This is a genomic window from Kribbella sp. NPDC051718 (assembly GCF_040681515.1).
GTDB lineage: Bacteria > Actinomycetota > Actinomycetes > Propionibacteriales > Kribbellaceae > Kribbella.
The window spans coordinates 434451-449084 of record NZ_JBFAYZ010000002.1 but is presented as its reverse complement, the minus strand read 5'-3'; the positions used below and the strand labels follow the sequence as shown (position 1 = coordinate 449084).

The 14634-nt window shown below is 63.6% G+C and carries 15 protein-coding genes; 3 read left to right on the top strand and 12 right to left on the bottom strand.

The window, feature by feature from the left end:
* Nucleotides 1–53: 53 nt before the first annotated feature.
* Together AB0M15_RS08765 and AB0M15_RS08760 are read right to left on the bottom strand one after the other, a co-directional pair.
* Nucleotides 54–641 (bottom strand): DinB family protein, encoded by a 588-nt coding sequence (locus AB0M15_RS08765; RefSeq protein WP_363815478.1) that lies wholly within the window; start codon nt 639–641, stop codon nt 54–56.
* Nucleotides 642–689: 48 nt separating this feature from the next.
* Nucleotides 690–2363 carry an esterase-like activity of phytase family protein gene (locus AB0M15_RS08760; RefSeq protein ID WP_363815476.1) on the bottom strand — a complete coding sequence of 558 codons (1674 nt, stop codon included), beginning with the start codon at nt 2361–2363 and terminating at the stop codon, nt 690–692.
* Nucleotides 2364–2588: 225 nt separating this feature from the next.
* Here AB0M15_RS08760 and AB0M15_RS08755 point away from each other — a divergent pair, with 225 nt between their 5' ends.
* Nucleotides 2589–4184 (top strand): alpha/beta fold hydrolase, encoded by a 1596-nt coding sequence (locus AB0M15_RS08755; RefSeq protein ID WP_363815474.1) that lies wholly within the window; start codon nt 2589–2591, stop codon nt 4182–4184.
* Nucleotides 4185–4371: 187 nt separating this feature from the next.
* On the opposite strand, the gene AB0M15_RS08750 is transcribed toward AB0M15_RS08755, so the two are convergent.
* The 4 genes from AB0M15_RS08750 to AB0M15_RS08735 form a co-directional block, all read right to left on the bottom strand.
* Nucleotides 4372–5037 (bottom strand): hypothetical protein, encoded by a 666-nt coding sequence (locus AB0M15_RS08750; RefSeq protein WP_363815472.1) that lies wholly within the window; start codon nt 5035–5037, stop codon nt 4372–4374.
* A gap of 67 nt (nt 5038–5104) precedes the next feature.
* Entirely contained in the window at nt 5105–5863 is a 759-nt protein-coding gene (locus tag AB0M15_RS08745; protein WP_363815470.1) for an aminoglycoside phosphotransferase family protein, read from the bottom strand.
* A gap of 85 nt (nt 5864–5948) precedes the next feature.
* Nucleotides 5949–6590 (bottom strand): HAD family hydrolase, encoded by a 642-nt coding sequence (locus AB0M15_RS08740; protein ID WP_363815468.1) that lies wholly within the window; start codon nt 6588–6590, stop codon nt 5949–5951.
* Between the two features lie 37 nt (nt 6591–6627).
* The gene (locus AB0M15_RS08735) at nt 6628–7125 is read right to left on the bottom strand and encodes an SAM-dependent methyltransferase (RefSeq protein ID WP_363815466.1); all 498 of its coding nucleotides are present in this window, start codon (nt 7123–7125) and stop codon (nt 6628–6630) included.
* A gap of 89 nt (nt 7126–7214) precedes the next feature.
* Between AB0M15_RS08735 and AB0M15_RS08730 the strand changes: the two genes are divergently transcribed.
* Together AB0M15_RS08730 and AB0M15_RS08725 are read left to right on the top strand one after the other, a co-directional pair.
* Nucleotides 7215–8081, top strand: coding sequence for a phosphotransferase (locus AB0M15_RS08730; RefSeq protein WP_363815464.1), 867 nt, complete (start codon nt 7215–7217; stop codon nt 8079–8081).
* Between the two features lie 281 nt (nt 8082–8362).
* Nucleotides 8363–9061 (top strand): SDR family oxidoreductase, encoded by a 699-nt coding sequence (locus AB0M15_RS08725; protein ID WP_363815462.1) that lies wholly within the window; start codon nt 8363–8365, stop codon nt 9059–9061.
* Between the two features lie 381 nt (nt 9062–9442).
* Here the strand turns inward: AB0M15_RS08725 and AB0M15_RS08720 are convergent, their stop codons facing one another.
* The 6 genes from AB0M15_RS08720 to AB0M15_RS08695 all read right to left on the bottom strand — a co-directional run bounded on the left by AB0M15_RS08720 (nt 9443) and on the right by AB0M15_RS08695 (nt 14292).
* Complete coding sequence (locus tag AB0M15_RS08720; protein WP_363815460.1) at nt 9443–10369, bottom strand: hypothetical protein; 927 nt, start codon at nt 10367–10369, stop codon at nt 9443–9445.
* 42 nt (nt 10370–10411) lie between these two features.
* On the bottom strand, nt 10412–11275 hold the full coding sequence (locus AB0M15_RS08715; RefSeq protein ID WP_363815458.1) for a hypothetical protein: 864 nt from the start codon (nt 11273–11275) through the stop codon (nt 10412–10414).
* A 55-nt stretch (nt 11276–11330) separates the two neighbouring features.
* On the bottom strand, nt 11331–12008 hold the full coding sequence (locus AB0M15_RS08710) for an HAD hydrolase-like protein (RefSeq protein ID WP_363815456.1): 678 nt from the start codon (nt 12006–12008) through the stop codon (nt 11331–11333).
* Nucleotides 12009–12034: 26 nt separating this feature from the next.
* Nucleotides 12035–12631 (bottom strand): GntR family transcriptional regulator, encoded by a 597-nt coding sequence (locus AB0M15_RS08705; protein WP_363815454.1) that lies wholly within the window; start codon nt 12629–12631, stop codon nt 12035–12037.
* A gap of 88 nt (nt 12632–12719) precedes the next feature.
* The gene (locus tag AB0M15_RS08700) at nt 12720–13205 is read right to left on the bottom strand and encodes an SAM-dependent methyltransferase (protein WP_363815452.1); all 486 of its coding nucleotides are present in this window, start codon (nt 13203–13205) and stop codon (nt 12720–12722) included.
* Nucleotides 13206–13230: 25 nt separating this feature from the next.
* The gene (locus AB0M15_RS08695; protein ID WP_363815450.1) at nt 13231–14292 is read right to left on the bottom strand and encodes a hypothetical protein; all 1062 of its coding nucleotides are present in this window, start codon (nt 14290–14292) and stop codon (nt 13231–13233) included.
* Nucleotides 14293–14634: the final 342 nt, after the last annotated feature.

Genomic DNA, 14634 nt, shown 5'->3' with positions numbered 1-14634 from the left:
GCCCGAACGCTACGTGCCCGCACCCCTCGCCAACCACCAAATTGCAGCTTTTGTCATTCCGCCCCGGCCGAGGCTGCCTTGGCGACCCGCTCGATCTCCGACCGCCGATTTTCCCAGAAGGCGGCATCGGGCTGCGATTTCGCTCGCGCGGGGATCGTCCCGATCGACCCGTCGAGCTGCTCGCGCAGGATGTCTGCGTGCCCGGCATGCCGGCTGGTCTCGGCGAGCATGTGCACCAGGATGTTGAACAGTGTCACCTCAGGCCTCGGCCACCAGGGCACGTGGCCGGGAGCATCGATGGCAAGGGCAACGATCGTCGCGTCCGAGTGCTCCCAGGTACGCCGGTATCGCCCGACGATCTCCTCACGCGTCTCCTCCGAGGTCGCCCACATGTCAGTTCCACGGGCGTCCAGGTCGTCCCACCGGGGCAACGGTTCCGGGAACGGACGGTCGAAGACCTCACCGAAGTACCGGGCCTCGTAGAGGGCCAGATGCTTGACCAGTCCGAGCAGGTTCGTCCCGGTCGTCGTCAGCGGCCGGCGTACGTCGTACTCCGGCAAGCCGTCCAGCTTCCACACCACCGCCGCCCGCAGATCACGCAGGTCATCGTGCAGAACCACCTTCGCGTCGTCATCGATCATGCGCAAAGGCTGCCATGCCGGGCCTGCGCGAACAGGCCCGGCGGCGAGTCAGCGAACGTGGATCGTGACCGTGACGGTTTTCAGAACGGCCGGGAGCTTGGTGGTGTCGACCTTCAGGATCTCCGCGTTGTCGGCCTTGCCCGTCGGCGGAAGCGTCTTCTGGTGCACCGTCCACTTGCCGTCCGGGTCGACGGCGATGGTGTCGATGCCGAAGTCGTCGTCGTTGGACAGGTACAGAGTCCGACCGCCGTCAGTGGTCGCCACGCCCTCGACCTTGTCGTGCGCGAAGAACTTGCCTGTCGGGTCGAGTTGGCTGACCAGCGTCCCGACATTGACCACCGGCTGCTTCAGCGCAACCTGCACACCGGCCCCGGTCAGCGCCGCGAGCGCGGCATTCGTACCGGCCTGTCCGACAAACGCCTCAGGCGACTTCCCGCCGATCGTCAGCCCGCTGACATCCGTAGCACCGTTGATATCCACAGCATTGAGGCTCTTCAGCGCGAACGGCTCGAAGTTCCCGTCCCGCTCGTCCACCAAGAACTTGGTGTTCGTCAGCGCGGTGATCTCGCTGTTCGCCCCACCCGTCGACTTCGGGTCGTCGAGCAGGTACAGGTACTGCTTGGTCTCGTACGTCCGCAGGTTGATCGTCACGATGCGACTCGGCGAGACGTTGCCCGGCTTGACCGTGCCGAGGTCCGGCTGCTGCAGCGCGGACTGCATCACCCCGACGAGCGTCGACCCATCGGGAGTGACCGTCAGCCCCTCCATCCCCTTGTTCTTGGCGCGAAACGCGAGCTCGGCCGGCAGGTACCCGATGACCTTGTGGAACGCGTTGTCCGGGCTGTTCCGGTACGGCGTGAGCCGCCCCAACTCGTAGCCCTTGGCATCGAAATGCGTGACATACGGCCCGTACTCGTCCGACACCCAGAAGGTCCCGTCCGGCAGCGCGACGAGCCCTTCGGAGTCATACCCGTAAGGATCGCGCTCGACCGGTACCGGCGTACCGCCGTTCGCGTTGGTCGCGTTGACGTCGTCGATCACCTCGCTGGTGTCGTGCGGCGGCCGCCCGCTGTACTTCACCCCGCCCAGGCTCTTCGGCCCCTTCAACGTGACGACGCTCTGCAGCCGAGCCTTTCCGTCGACGAGTTTGAACTTGCCGATCTGCGGGACGAAGTCGAGCAGCATCTCCGACTTGTTCCCGTCGGGCGCATCCGCGTTCGGCCCACGGTCGGTCAGCCCGTAGAACGAGCCGGTCTTGCCCGGTACCGGGGTAAGGGCCGAGCCGTAGCCCGCTCCGGAGATCTCGGTCGTCGTCCCGCCAGGCCCGGCCACCTCGGCGAGCGGCGCCAACGGCTCCCCGTTCGACGCGGCGTTCTTGAACAGCTGCACCGCGTCGGAAGCCGTGTAGGTAAAGGTGTCCACACCCTTGAACCCATCCTTGGGCACGTACGCGAACGTCCCGTCCGCGTCCACCGTCACCGTGCCGTTGGCCGGATCGGTATGCCGCACGACCGCCGTCGCGCCGTGGTCGTTCCGCAGCACGTTGCCGTTCACCCGGCCGTGCCCGGAGAACCCGTCGGCGACCAAGCGGAAGTCATGCGACGAGTTGGCCAGCCACCCGGCGGCCTGGGTCGCGACGGTGCCCGTGCCCACCACGGCAGCGGCGGCGCCGATCGCCACGGCGATCCGGGTGCGCCGGCGGAAGAAGAGTCGTGAAGTCATACCCCTGAACTTGTCCTTCAGCGGTGAATTTCGAGCCGACCTTCGGTGAACTCTCAGAACGAGAATGACCGGCCCCGAACCGGTCGTCACGCAGGATGCCGGGTACAACGCGCTGGGTGTTCGACGGGAGGCCGTCAATGATTACCCTTGGTTGAGCGGGCTGATAGGCGAGCCCCCTTGTTTCTTCCGGCGATACGGGTTCAGGATGCCTCTCGGGAGGAATTCATGAGAATCCGTCGTCTGGTTGTTGCTGCCACAGTCTCGTCCGCACTGATCGCCGGGGTGGTATCGATCCCCGCCGCGACCGCTGTGCCGACGTCGCCACCCGCCTCGGCCGGTTATTCGCCGCCACCTGTTCAGTGGGGAGCCTGCACGATTCCCCGCCTGGTGAATGCCGGCGCGCAATGCGGTTTCGTCACCGTACCGCTCGACTACGACCGCCCGAACGGCACGAAGATCCAGCTCGCGGTGTCCCGGGTCAAGCACAAGACGCCCGACGCCCAGGCGCAGGGCCCGATGCTGGTGAACCCGGGTGGCCCGGGCGGCTCCGGCCTGATCTACGCGATCTTCGGCGACTTCGTCCCGGCCGGCGCCGGTGACGCCTACGACTGGATCGGCTTCGACCCCCGCGGCGTCGGCGCCAGCAAGCCCGCGCTGACCTGCATCCCGGATGTTGCCGGGTACAACCGTCCGTACTACGTGCCGATCACCCCGAAGCTCACGCAGACCTGGATCAACCGTTCCAAGGCCTACGCGAAGGCCTGCGACGCCAACCAGCACGCGCTGCTCGGTCACCTGAAGACCATCGACTCGGCGCGCGACATGGAGAGCATCCGCAAGGTGCTCGGCGCCCCGCAGATCAACTACTACGGATTCTCGTACGGCACGTACCTCGGCCAGGTGTACGGAACGCTCTACCCGTCCCGCCTGCGCCGGGTCATCTTCGACGGCGTCGTCGACGCGCGGCGGGTCTGGTACCAGGCCAACCTCGACCAGGACATCGCCTTCAACAAGAGCATCAAGGTGTTCTTCGCGTACGTCGCCGCGCACGACTCGACCTGGCACCTCGGCAAGACCGAGGCCGTCGTCGAGCGCCGCTACTACTCCGAACTGCACAAGCTCATCGGCCACCCCGCCGACGGCAAGATCGGCCCGGACGAGTGGAACGACATCTTCACGCAGGCCGGGTACTACGTGTACGGCTGGGTCGACGTCGCCGACGCCTTCGCTGCCTGGGTCCACGACCGTAACGCCGCACCGCTGGTAGAGCTCTACGGCGGCCCGCCCTTCGACGACAACGGCTACGCCGTCTACCTCGGCGTGCAGTGCACCGACACCCAGTGGCCCACCAACGCGAGGAAGGTCTGGATCGACAACTGGCGCACCTACGCCCAGGCACCGTTCCTGACCTGGGGCAACGCCTGGTTCAACGCCCCCTGCGCCTACTGGAAGGCAAAGGCCGGCCGCCCGGTCAAGATCGACGGCAGCAAGGTCAAGAGCCTCCTCCTGATCAACGAAACCCTCGACGCGGCCACCCCGTACTCCGGAGCCCTGCAAACCCGCAAGATCTTCCCGCACTCCGCCCTCATCGAAGGCGTAGGCGGCACCACCCACGCAGGCTCCCTCTCCGGCGTCACCTGCACCGACGACCGAATCGTCGCCTACCTACAAACCGGAGCCCTACCCACCCGCAAGCCCGGCAACCGCTCCGACCTCCAATGCGACCCAGTCCCCGCCCCGGAACCCGCCGCAGCAACCGCCAAGGCCAAGTCCGCCAACACAAGGGCAACCCTCCGCCCCGCCCTACCGGCGTTCCACTAACCCACCGGACGGCGAAGGACGCCCACGCGCCCTTCGCCGTCCGCTCCTACGTCACTCCCAGCTCCGAGCGCTCCCACCCACCCTTTCTCCGCTCCTTCGTCGCGCGAAATGCCGCTCCTCCGTCGCGGTGGTCGCCCACCCGCGACGAGCCACAGAACCCGCAGCCGTCCCGCCGACCAGGTGAACCTCAGGGAGTTGCCCGAGGCACCGGCGGCGTCTGTCGCGCCATGCGAAGTACAGCGACAACGGCGCCGATGAGCCGCAGCGCGAAGGCCGCAGACGCCATGCCCCCGCTCCAGAAGCCAGTCATGCACAGCACGGCGACGGCATAGGACACCCAGATAGCCCACGTCGGAAGGGCATGCGCCTGGTGGGCGATCCGCGTCGTCACGGCGACCACCACAGCGCAGCCGGCCAGCCCGGTGAGCGCGAGGACCTGCCCCGCCATACCGAGCGCGCGAACGGTGTTCGGGTCAGCGGTGAACTCGTCCGACCACGCCGCGAACGCGCTGCCCACGTCGAGCGAGACCCCGGTGATCATCAGCCCACCGAACAGCGCCGCGCCCGGTACGACCGCATGCGCGAGCGGGTCGCCGCCGGACAACCGATCCAGCACTCGCCGCAAACCGGTGGCGAACCACAACAGCAGCGCAACCCCCGCAGCAAGTACGGGCACCCCGATCCCCGCGGCAGCCTGCCGCCCGTCGTCATTGAGCCTCTCGAGGATGTCCGAGTCCGACATGCTCGGATCGTCGACGCCGACCAGATAGCAAAGCGCCACCGCCGCAACGAGCAACACCACCGAAGCCGCGCCCGCCCACCCCGCCCGCCGAAGCGCTCCTGACTCGTCCACACCGCCTCCCCACGGTCACCCCGAGTCTGCGCGCCCACTGAAACCAACCAGCAAGAGGCGAGTGCCCTCAGCCCTCCAACAACCCGGCGTTCTCGCGCACCCACCGCACCTCGGCAGCGCCCCGCTCCTGACTCCCCTCAGCGACCCAAGTCCGCTGCGGCTCAACCCCCGCCTCAGCCAACGACAACTCCATGGCCATAGTCGTCTCCATCCTGACGGCGATCGCCTCAGCAACATCGAAGGACGGCAATCCTCCATAGGCCTGCAAGAAGGCCCGTATCCGCGCAGCCCGATCGGGCACGACCGGAAAGTGATGCCAGTTCAACGCATTTTCATCACTACGAGCCGGCCCGAACCACTGCAGCGCATAGGCGACATCATCAACCCGCGGCCCACGATGCAAAAAGTCCCAATCGAACAACCCCACAGCCTCATCCCCGTGCCACACCATGTTCCACGGCCCAACATCCCCGTGGGACCACACCATCTCCCCCTCAGCCACCACATCAGGCGCACAAAAGATCGCATCCTCCGGCGGCACCCACCCAACAGACGCATCATGAATCCTCCGCAACAACCGCGCCGCAGACCGCACCCCGGCCTCAGAATGCTGATGCCCCCAGCAATCGCCGCCCGCGTCCCCCTCAATAACCACCAGCCGCTCAACATCCCCATCAACAGCGATCGGCTCCGGAACACACGTCAACCCCTGCCTCCGCAAGTACCGCAAAAACCCATGCACAGCAGGCGTCCAGACAGACGCAGGCCTAGTGACAACACCATCTTTGATCGAGATCGCCCGCAACCCACCGATGCCATCTGCCATGAACGGACCATAACCACGACCATTCACCAACCGCACCAGGGTTTCACGCCAAGCCGCCGACCTTGGGCGTAGTCCACAAAGAGCCTCACGCGAGGGCTTCCGCCAGGTCGAGCATGCTCGTCAAGATCACACCGGCACCAGCACCGCTGAGCGCTTCGACCTTGCCAGGCTTATTGGCATAGCCAACCGTCCGCACGCCGGCTGCCCGGCCGGCTTCCACATCAGTCGTCTGATCACCGACGAACACGCATGATGCTGGACTAGCGCCAAGCGTGCTGAGGGCTCTCTCGATGAGGTGAGGATCCGGCTTCATCAAGGTCGGATCGACCGGGTCGCGGCCCTCCACATGCGCCACGCATCCTGACAAGTCGACTCTGCTGAGGTACGCCGTGATCGCCCCCGCGTAGTTGTTGCTCACAACTCCCACAAGGCGCCCGCTGGCGATGCACGCCGCGATCGATTCCGCCGCGCCGACTGTTGGCCGCGCGGTCCCGATCGCAGTCAACTCAGCCTTCTGGAGCGCGGCTTCCAACTCCCCAGCAAGCTCAGGATCACCAGCCGCAGCCAAAAGCAGCCCGTGCGGGCTAGCAGCCCGCTCTAGTACGGGCTCCAAATCCCCGCGAACCTGGCGCGCCAACGCGAGGAGTTCCAAGGTGATCTGTGGCGCGGGATGGCCCCCGAACACCGAGCAAATCGGCCCATCAAAGTCGAAGAGCACGACTTCCACCGACCCGAGGATCTGCGTCAGCGACCCTCGCCACCCATCAGCGATCGCCCCGCCCAACTGCCGGCGCGAAGTACTCGGCAAGCATCTCGCTAGGCCAACTGGGCTGGCGGATAGGCCCACGAGGACCGAAGTCGGCAAACCATGGCTTGATGTCGAGGACCGGCGTGCCATCAACCGCATCCAGATCTTCAACATGCAGATCCAGCCCATCGACCTCAAGAAGCCGACACCGAGACACCCCCAACCAGTTCGGCCTGCGCATATTCCGATGAGCAAAGATCCCCGCCACCGGCCAGTCAGGGTTGTTGCGAGCCGAACGAGCGTGGAGAGGAAGGTCCGACTGATCGGTCAGATGGAAGTGAAACACCACCTCCAGATGCGAGAACTCCTCAAGCCCCTTGGTGGATTCGGCATCCAGCCGCGGATCATCGATGCGGATGATGGCCTTGGTACCGCCCCAGTAGTCGTCAGTGGGCTCGACCCGTCCACCGACAACATGGGCAACGGGCTGCAGATTGATCGACTGTTCAGTCATGGATTCCCTTGGGAGTAAGGCGCCGTCAACGGAGCTCCGTCGAATATTAAGGGGACCGAACAAGCTCAGGAAGGTAGCCTCGCCAGATCATGGAGCTACCCGACGTCACCCGTGCGATCGCGGCTGCGACTTCGCTCGCCACATCGCTCAACCTGCCAACCGCCGACGCAACAGTCCTCCACGACTCGAACAAGCTGGCGCTGCGGCTGACGCCATGCGACGTCTTCGCCCGGGTTGCCCATGTGGGCCAAGAGGTCGCACAGCTCGAAATCGAGCTCGCTCTACGGCTCGCCGAGGTCGGAAGCCCAGTGGGCATCTTGGAGCCGCGGGTAGACCCGCTTGTGTACACGCGTGATGGCTTCGCGATAACCCTGTGGACCTACTACGAGCCCGCGACACCTCAGGTCGTACCAGCCGACTACGCCAAGGCCCTGGAGCAGCTGCACGCCGGCATGCGCAAGGTCGATGTCCCAACCCCAAGGTTCACAGATCGAATCGCAGAGGCGCAGGAAATCGTCGCCAACCCGAATCGCTCCCCAGAACTCACCGACGCAGACCGCATCTTTCTCAGCACCAAACTGACCAGCCTCCGCCAAGCCATCGAGGCCCGCAACGCCCCAGAGCAGCTACTACACGGCGAGCCACACCCAGGCAACGTCCTCAGCACCAAGGCCGGCCCGCTGTTCATCGACGTCGAAACATCCTGCCGCGGCCCAATCGAGTTCGACCTGGCCCACGCCCCCGAAGAGGTCAGCGCCCACTACCCAAACGCCGACCAAGCCCTACTGACCGACTGCCGACACCTAGTGCTCGCAATGGTCGCAGCCTGGCGCTGGGACCGCGAAGACCAGTTCCCCAACGGCAGACAATTCGGACAAGAACTCCTCCGCCTACTACGAGAGCCCACACCCGCACCGACCCTCGACGCAGTAACAAGGCAACTGGACACCCTGTAAAACCCGCCGAAGACCACCCGAAGCGGCAAGCAACCAAGCGGCCAGGAACTCCACGCGGTAGCTCACTGTCCGTCGGACCAGCCCGGTATCGCTTGCTCGGCCGGCACGAACTCGTCAGCTCGACCCTCGCAAGTGGCTTGCAGCGCCTGATCGAAACCGGGATCGGAATACGCCACTGCCATCATGCTCATCGGGTAGCCTGCGTCCGCCAACTCAGAGTGTTCGTCGACTAGTGAAGCCTGGCGCAGTGTCGATACCGCCGTCACCAAGGAGGCCATGCCATGGAACCCGTCACGTTGATCACCGGCGGTTCGAGCGGGATCGGTGCGGCCACTGCCCGTGCCCTGCTCAAGCAAGGCCACCGTGTGGCGATGACCGGCCGCGACGCCGATCGCCTCGCCGCGTTCGCCACCTCCACCGGAGCAGGCGAGCGGCTGCTGACCATCACCGGTGACGCCAGCGACGAGAGCCATGTCGCCGCTGCCGTCGGTCAAGTCGTCGGCTTGTGGGGCCGATTGGACACAGTGATCGCGAACGCCGCGTTCTCCCTACCCGGCACGCTCGAGGACCACGATCCTGCGGACATGCGTGCCATGGTTCTCACCAACATCCTCGGCCCGGCTCTGCTGGTACGCGAGGTACTGCCACACCTGAGGGAGTCCAAGGGCAGGATCGTGATCGTCGGTTCGGTCGCCGGCACCAGGAACACGCCCGGCAACCTGTACTCCGTCACCAAGTGGGCCGCGCACGCCCTGGCCGAGAACGTCCGACTCCTGGTAGCCAATGACCGCGTCAGCGTCACTCTCGTCGCCCCAGGAGTTGTGGACACCCCATTCTGGGACGACCGCGGTGGATCACCCGCAGCAGCGCCGACCCTGACCGCCGAGCAGGTCGCCGAGACAATCCTGTTCGCCGTCACCCAACCCGAAGGCGTAGACATCAACCACCTCGTCATACGCCCCACCGGCCAGCTCAACTGATCTCAACCACACTACGGACAGGCCCAGGACCGACTCGGGCCACCGCCTGCCGAGTGAGCACACGACAGCGACCCTGGGCCGCGACGGCGGTCGAGTCGCGCGCCAGCGCACACCACGCGGCGGCAGCTGCCCGCCCGGCAAAGCCGCGAGGCGAAAGGAGCCAAGTGTGATTGTTGAAAACGCAAGGTTGTTCGGAAGTGCTGTTCTAGAAACCGCGTGGACGATTAGCCTAGGTGTAGTAGCGAGGCCGCTACTCTTAACCTGAGTCGACGACTGTTTGTCTAGCCACCGCACAGTCAGTCTGTGAGTGCCCTTGTGTCCTGCCTGGCTATAGTGGATGTGCCAAAGTCGGCTGGCGCGAGCGTCCGTTGGCTACGGGCATCACGGCCACGTCTTTCTGACCTGCCCTGTCAATGACCTTCGCGCTGCCTGTTTGAGTTCTGGAATACTAAAGAAATCAACCGACCGGCCTCTGGATTCGACGCCTACCCCGATCATGCCCGCTAGAAGTTGCGGCGGCATATTTATCGATGAGCCAAGAATCCAAGGCGTGTAGATTGAATTCTCTGGCGTCTTGCTTTCATTGGCTCGCATAAAGCATACGCGGACTCGTTGATCTCGCTCAATCGTGGTGACGTAACATTCATCCCCAACGGTCGGGCGTCCTTCTGAGATGTCGCGGATTAGATCTCTAATACCTAGCTCCACCTCGGCCATTGTCATGGCGCTCGAGCTAATCTGGCCCACGGCATTGACTACGCGTTCCTGGATCGATGCCCCTACGGTCTTAGTATAGTATGGGTCGTTGTGGCCCCACCATCGCGGAGATCTCCATCCCTTGATGTGACTCGTCCGCTTCTCGTCATATTCGCAATACCAAAGAAACGGTCTCGGCCTGAATGCGGTTGCCTTGCGTATCCGCTTCCATGTGAATCCCGAGAATAGAACTTGAATGTTCTGCTTCCGAAGTTCCTTCGGCAATGAGCGGAACTCTGTTGCTATTCCGGTAGCTATGGCATTGGCGGCGCTGCCCAGCGTAATTTTCCGGTCGCCTCCGATGGTGATGGGAGGAGAGCCGTGGTGTTCGTCGAAGACTTCCCCAGCAATCTTTTCAGCTAGCCAGTGATCAGTCTGATCTTTTCCGATGAACGAAAGTCCGGAATAGGAAATAGTCGCAGTCGCATTATCTGCAATCAGAATGATCGTCTGGTTGGCAACCGGATCCCATGGCTCCTTCCCCAAGGTGAGTAGCCGGTCGCCTGCCTGTATCGCCCGAGCATGCGTCGCTATCCCAATGTGCAGCGTCATATCCCCCCCACGTGGCTTTAGGTGTGTCTGCGCAGATTTCGCTTAATAGAAGTCCGCTAAGTCTCGGCCGCGAAAATCCCAGCCAATAAGAGTAATGGCTGGCCCTCCTGAGGGGTCAGCTACGAATCCCTGGCATTCCTCGAATGGAGGGTCGGCGCGCCACTCCCAGCCCACTTGCATCCCAGACTTATAATACCTGGGCCGCGAGGTAAGAAGAGCTCTTGTGTTCTCTATTCCTTCAATGCTAATTGAATTTAGGAGGACGGCTCTACGATCCGGTACTATCTGTGTCAGACTTTGATCGCTGAATATCTCCAAATCGCTTGCAATGACGATGTGGCGTTCGAATTTATGTGAACGTACCAACCCCAGCACTGTAAGACTTTGGTCAACGAGACCGAGAAGCAATTGTTCTGAGATGCCGTCAGGTTCCTTGAGTGCAGCGTCCTCAATGATCGCGTGGACCATGACCGAAGCGCGCACGTCAGGTTCCCAACTCAACTGACCTGCAAGCCAGTTCATCTGGAGCCATCGCTCTGTTCGGCTCTCGTAATCATTCAGCCAGTTTCCGACCAGAGAAATAAGACGTACGCGCCGATCAGTCTCTTTTCGGAGGCGTATAAGTGCCGCCCGCGGATCAGTGGAAGCGAGTTGCATGATTTCGGTTTCGAAATCTTTCGGGACAGCTTCAGGGTGAGATGCAGTGAGTGGCAGTGATCGCAGAAGAATATCTGAACTGCGCACGGTGTTCGCGATGAATTCCTGTCCGCCAACACGAACATGGGTCAAGCGTTTTGCGAATGCCCGGAGCGGCTTACGGTAGACAACCAATGCCACTAAGATAAGCGCTGGCCAGACTAACGCCTGGACCAATTGCACTGCGGTATTGGTCTCGTTGGCATCCATGTTGTTCAGACTAGAGGACGCCGCCGACCACGGGAACCCCCGTAACATCTGAGACTCAGCAGAGTGCGCTGGCCAAGTCGAGCATCGTGGTCAGAACTGCATCAGCACCTGCACCCTTGAGTGACTCGACTTTGCCAGGCTTGTTGGCATAGCCGATCGTTGGGATGCCTGCGGCCTGCCCCGCCCCAATATCGGTAGTCTGGTCACCGACGAAGACGCATGAAGACGCGCGAATGCCGATGACGCTGATCGCCCTTTGCGGAAGGTGAGGATCGGGCTTCATCAGTTTCGGATCGGCCGGGTTGCGTCCCTCTACGTATGTCACGCTCTTGGCGAGGCCAGTTCGTGCAAGGTATTCGTTGACGGCTAATGCGTAGTTGTTGCTTACGACGGCAACTAGCCGTCCGCTAGCTGTGCATGCCGCGACGGACTCGGCCGCGCCTAGCGTTGGTTTAGCCGTTTCGATTGCTTCTAGTTCTGCCCTTTGGAGTGCGGCTTCTAACCGTTGGGCTAGCTCCAAATCAGGGGCTGCCGCGAGAAGCAGTTCGTGTGGGCTAGACGCCTCCTCTCGCGCGGGCGCCAACTCACCGCGTATCCGACGCGCAAGTCCTAAGAGCTCACGAGTGATCTGAGGTGCTGGGTAGCCGTCGAAGACTGACCAGATGGGGCCGTCGAAGTCGAAGAGGACAGCTTCTGCGGAGTTGAGGGTCTGCGCCAGGGGATCGGGGTTCACAGGTCGCGGACCTGTCCGAGTGTTCCTCAGAGGCTGTCGAACCAGCGGCGCGCCTGGTCGACGTATTGCGAGCCTGTCGCGCGGTCGTCGTCGCTGATCGAGTGGTGGAAGAGGACGGTGTCCTTGCCGACGGCATCGAACGTTGAGACGGGTCTCCCGTCGATCTCGACATCTCGCTCTACGACCGGGTAGAAGCCAAAGAACACTTCTTCTTCGTTCAGGGCATAGAGCTTGAACATCATCGGTAAGCCGACGACACGCAGTTCCGCAGAGACCTTGGAGACAGGCCGAGTTCGCCCGCGGATCTGGTGGAGGATCTCTCCGGCTGACCGGTGGGCGATCTTCTCGATGCGACCTCTGACAGCGGGGTCATCTCCAGGGTCCTTGCCAGCGCGGGACGGTACGGCCATTGGCTGGGAGAGGTCCGGTAGGAGCACCCGGATTGTGATGGCTTGGGGAGTGAGGCGGCCGCGTCGGATGCGGTCGATGGGCTCTTCGAGAGCGCCTAGGAGCGTCTCGTTGGTTAGGCCGGCAAGGTCGATGGTTACCGAGTCGCGCTCGAAAGCCTTCTCGATGTGGGGGCGGAGGCCGACCGCCTGGTCGGGCTGCTCGCGGACGTACACACGGCGGCCGGTACGCAACACGATCAGCCTTCGTCTCGAGGACTCGCAGGACTGCTGGATGCGCCTGTGGGCTGCCGCGTGCAGCACGTCAGTCGGCGGCCGGGGCGAAGTAGTTGGTGAGCATTTCGGTGGGCCAGGAGGGTTGGTGGATGGGGCCTCGGGGGGCGAAGTCGGTGAACCAGGGTTTGATGTCTAGGACGGGGGTGCCGTCTACGGCGTCTAGGTCTTCTACGTGGAGGTCTAGGCCGTCGACCTTCAGGAGGCGGCAGCGGGAGACGCCTAGCCAGTTGAGGCGGCGCATGTTGCGGTGGGCGAAGGTGCCTGCTGCGGGCCAGTCTGGGTTGTTGCGTGCTGGGCGGGCACCGAGGTGTAGGTCTGATTGGTCGGTCAGGTGGAAGTGGAAGACGATCTCTAGGTGGGAGAAGTCTTCGAGGCCTTTGGTGGAGTCGGCGTCTAGGCGCGGGTCGTCGATGCGGATGATGGCTTGGGTGCCGCCCCAGTAGTCGTCGGTGGGTTCGATGCGGCCGCCGACGACGTGGGCGACGGGGTGCAGGGTGATCGACTCGTCAGTCATTGGTTCCCTTGGGAGTAAGGCGCCGTCAGCGGTCGACCGCGGCGAGGTATCTGGCTGCTCGATTGTCGAGTTCGGCGACCGAGCGGATTCCTTTGGCGCGGTAGACCGAGAGGCTGGAGCGCATGTCGCGCACGGCTTGGCGAGCTCGGCCCGAGTGGATGCCGTCCATCGTGTCCAGGGCTTCGGACCAGGTGCCGCAGGCTTCCTCGATGTTTCCGCTGCGAGCCTGTACTGCGCCGAGGTAGCCAAGGGTCACCACGTGGGTGCGAGTGAATGTTGCTGCCTTGCGAGTACGGACGCTGCGCTGGAACTCCTTGGTTGCCGACGTGAGGTCGCCCATGTCCCGCAACGTGCACGCGGTCTCATGGGCCAGGCTGGCTTCACCGAAGAAGAACACGCGTCCTGGTTCGTCATCGCCGGCGGTAGCGGCCGCGAGGTCTGTTTCGGCGCGAAGAAGTGCCCGTGAAGCAGCTGCTCGCTGACCGTCGACGGCGAGTGCCCGCGCGTGCACGACGCCTATCAGCGACCGTTCGCGGGGACTCGCGTCCCGATAGCGACGTCCGTCTAGCGAGGCCTCAGCTATTCGGACCGCATGCCGGTGGTGTCCGAGATCCACGGCCTGGTGTGCCATGGCTCGGAGGATGTGGGCAGCGAGTGGAGCGTCGTTGGCTTCTGCGGCCAGTTTTACCGCGACAGCGAAGTACCGCTGAGCGATCGCGTGCTCGGAGTTGTCGAACGCCATCCAACCGACGAGATAGGCGAGCTCTCCGGCAGTGGAGAACATCCCTTGGCGTACGCCGTCGTCGGTGTAGGAAGCACGAAGGTATCCGGTGACGTCTGAAGTCAGATACTGGACGACAGCGGCGCGAGCGTGTCCTCCGCCTCGGCGTTGGTCGATACGGGTGAACAGCTGGACTGTCTCCCGGACGGCGTCGAGATCGCCTGCTCCGACCAGTCGCCCACTCTTGAGGTTGCGGTGCCGGGCGGATCGCTCAGTCAGCTGATCCCACCAGGCTTGGTCCGGCAGCGTTAGCGCGGCCACCGAGTAGCCGGCTGCCCGCAGTACCGACCTGCGCTCGACATCCAAGGTACTTCTCCCGAGATCGACCAGCGCCGTCAGCGTATCCGCATTCCAGTCGAGTATCGGCGACGAGCCCGCCGTTGTGAGGCCGATCTCATCGGCTGTGACCGCGCGCCCAAGGCGTCGTGAAAGCGTCTCGACGAGGATGCCGGGTGCAGAGCCAGATGGCCTGGCGCCGGCCACCCAGTGAGAGACATGTGATCGGCCGACACCGGTCCGGTCTGCAGATCGTCGTTCAGCTGCGACGCGTCCGAAGGCGAGCGCCAGTTGCGCATGCGACCAGCCGGCCTCCGAGATCGCTGCCGCGAGTTTCTCATTTCGTTGCCGGGTCCTGGACACGACAGATGC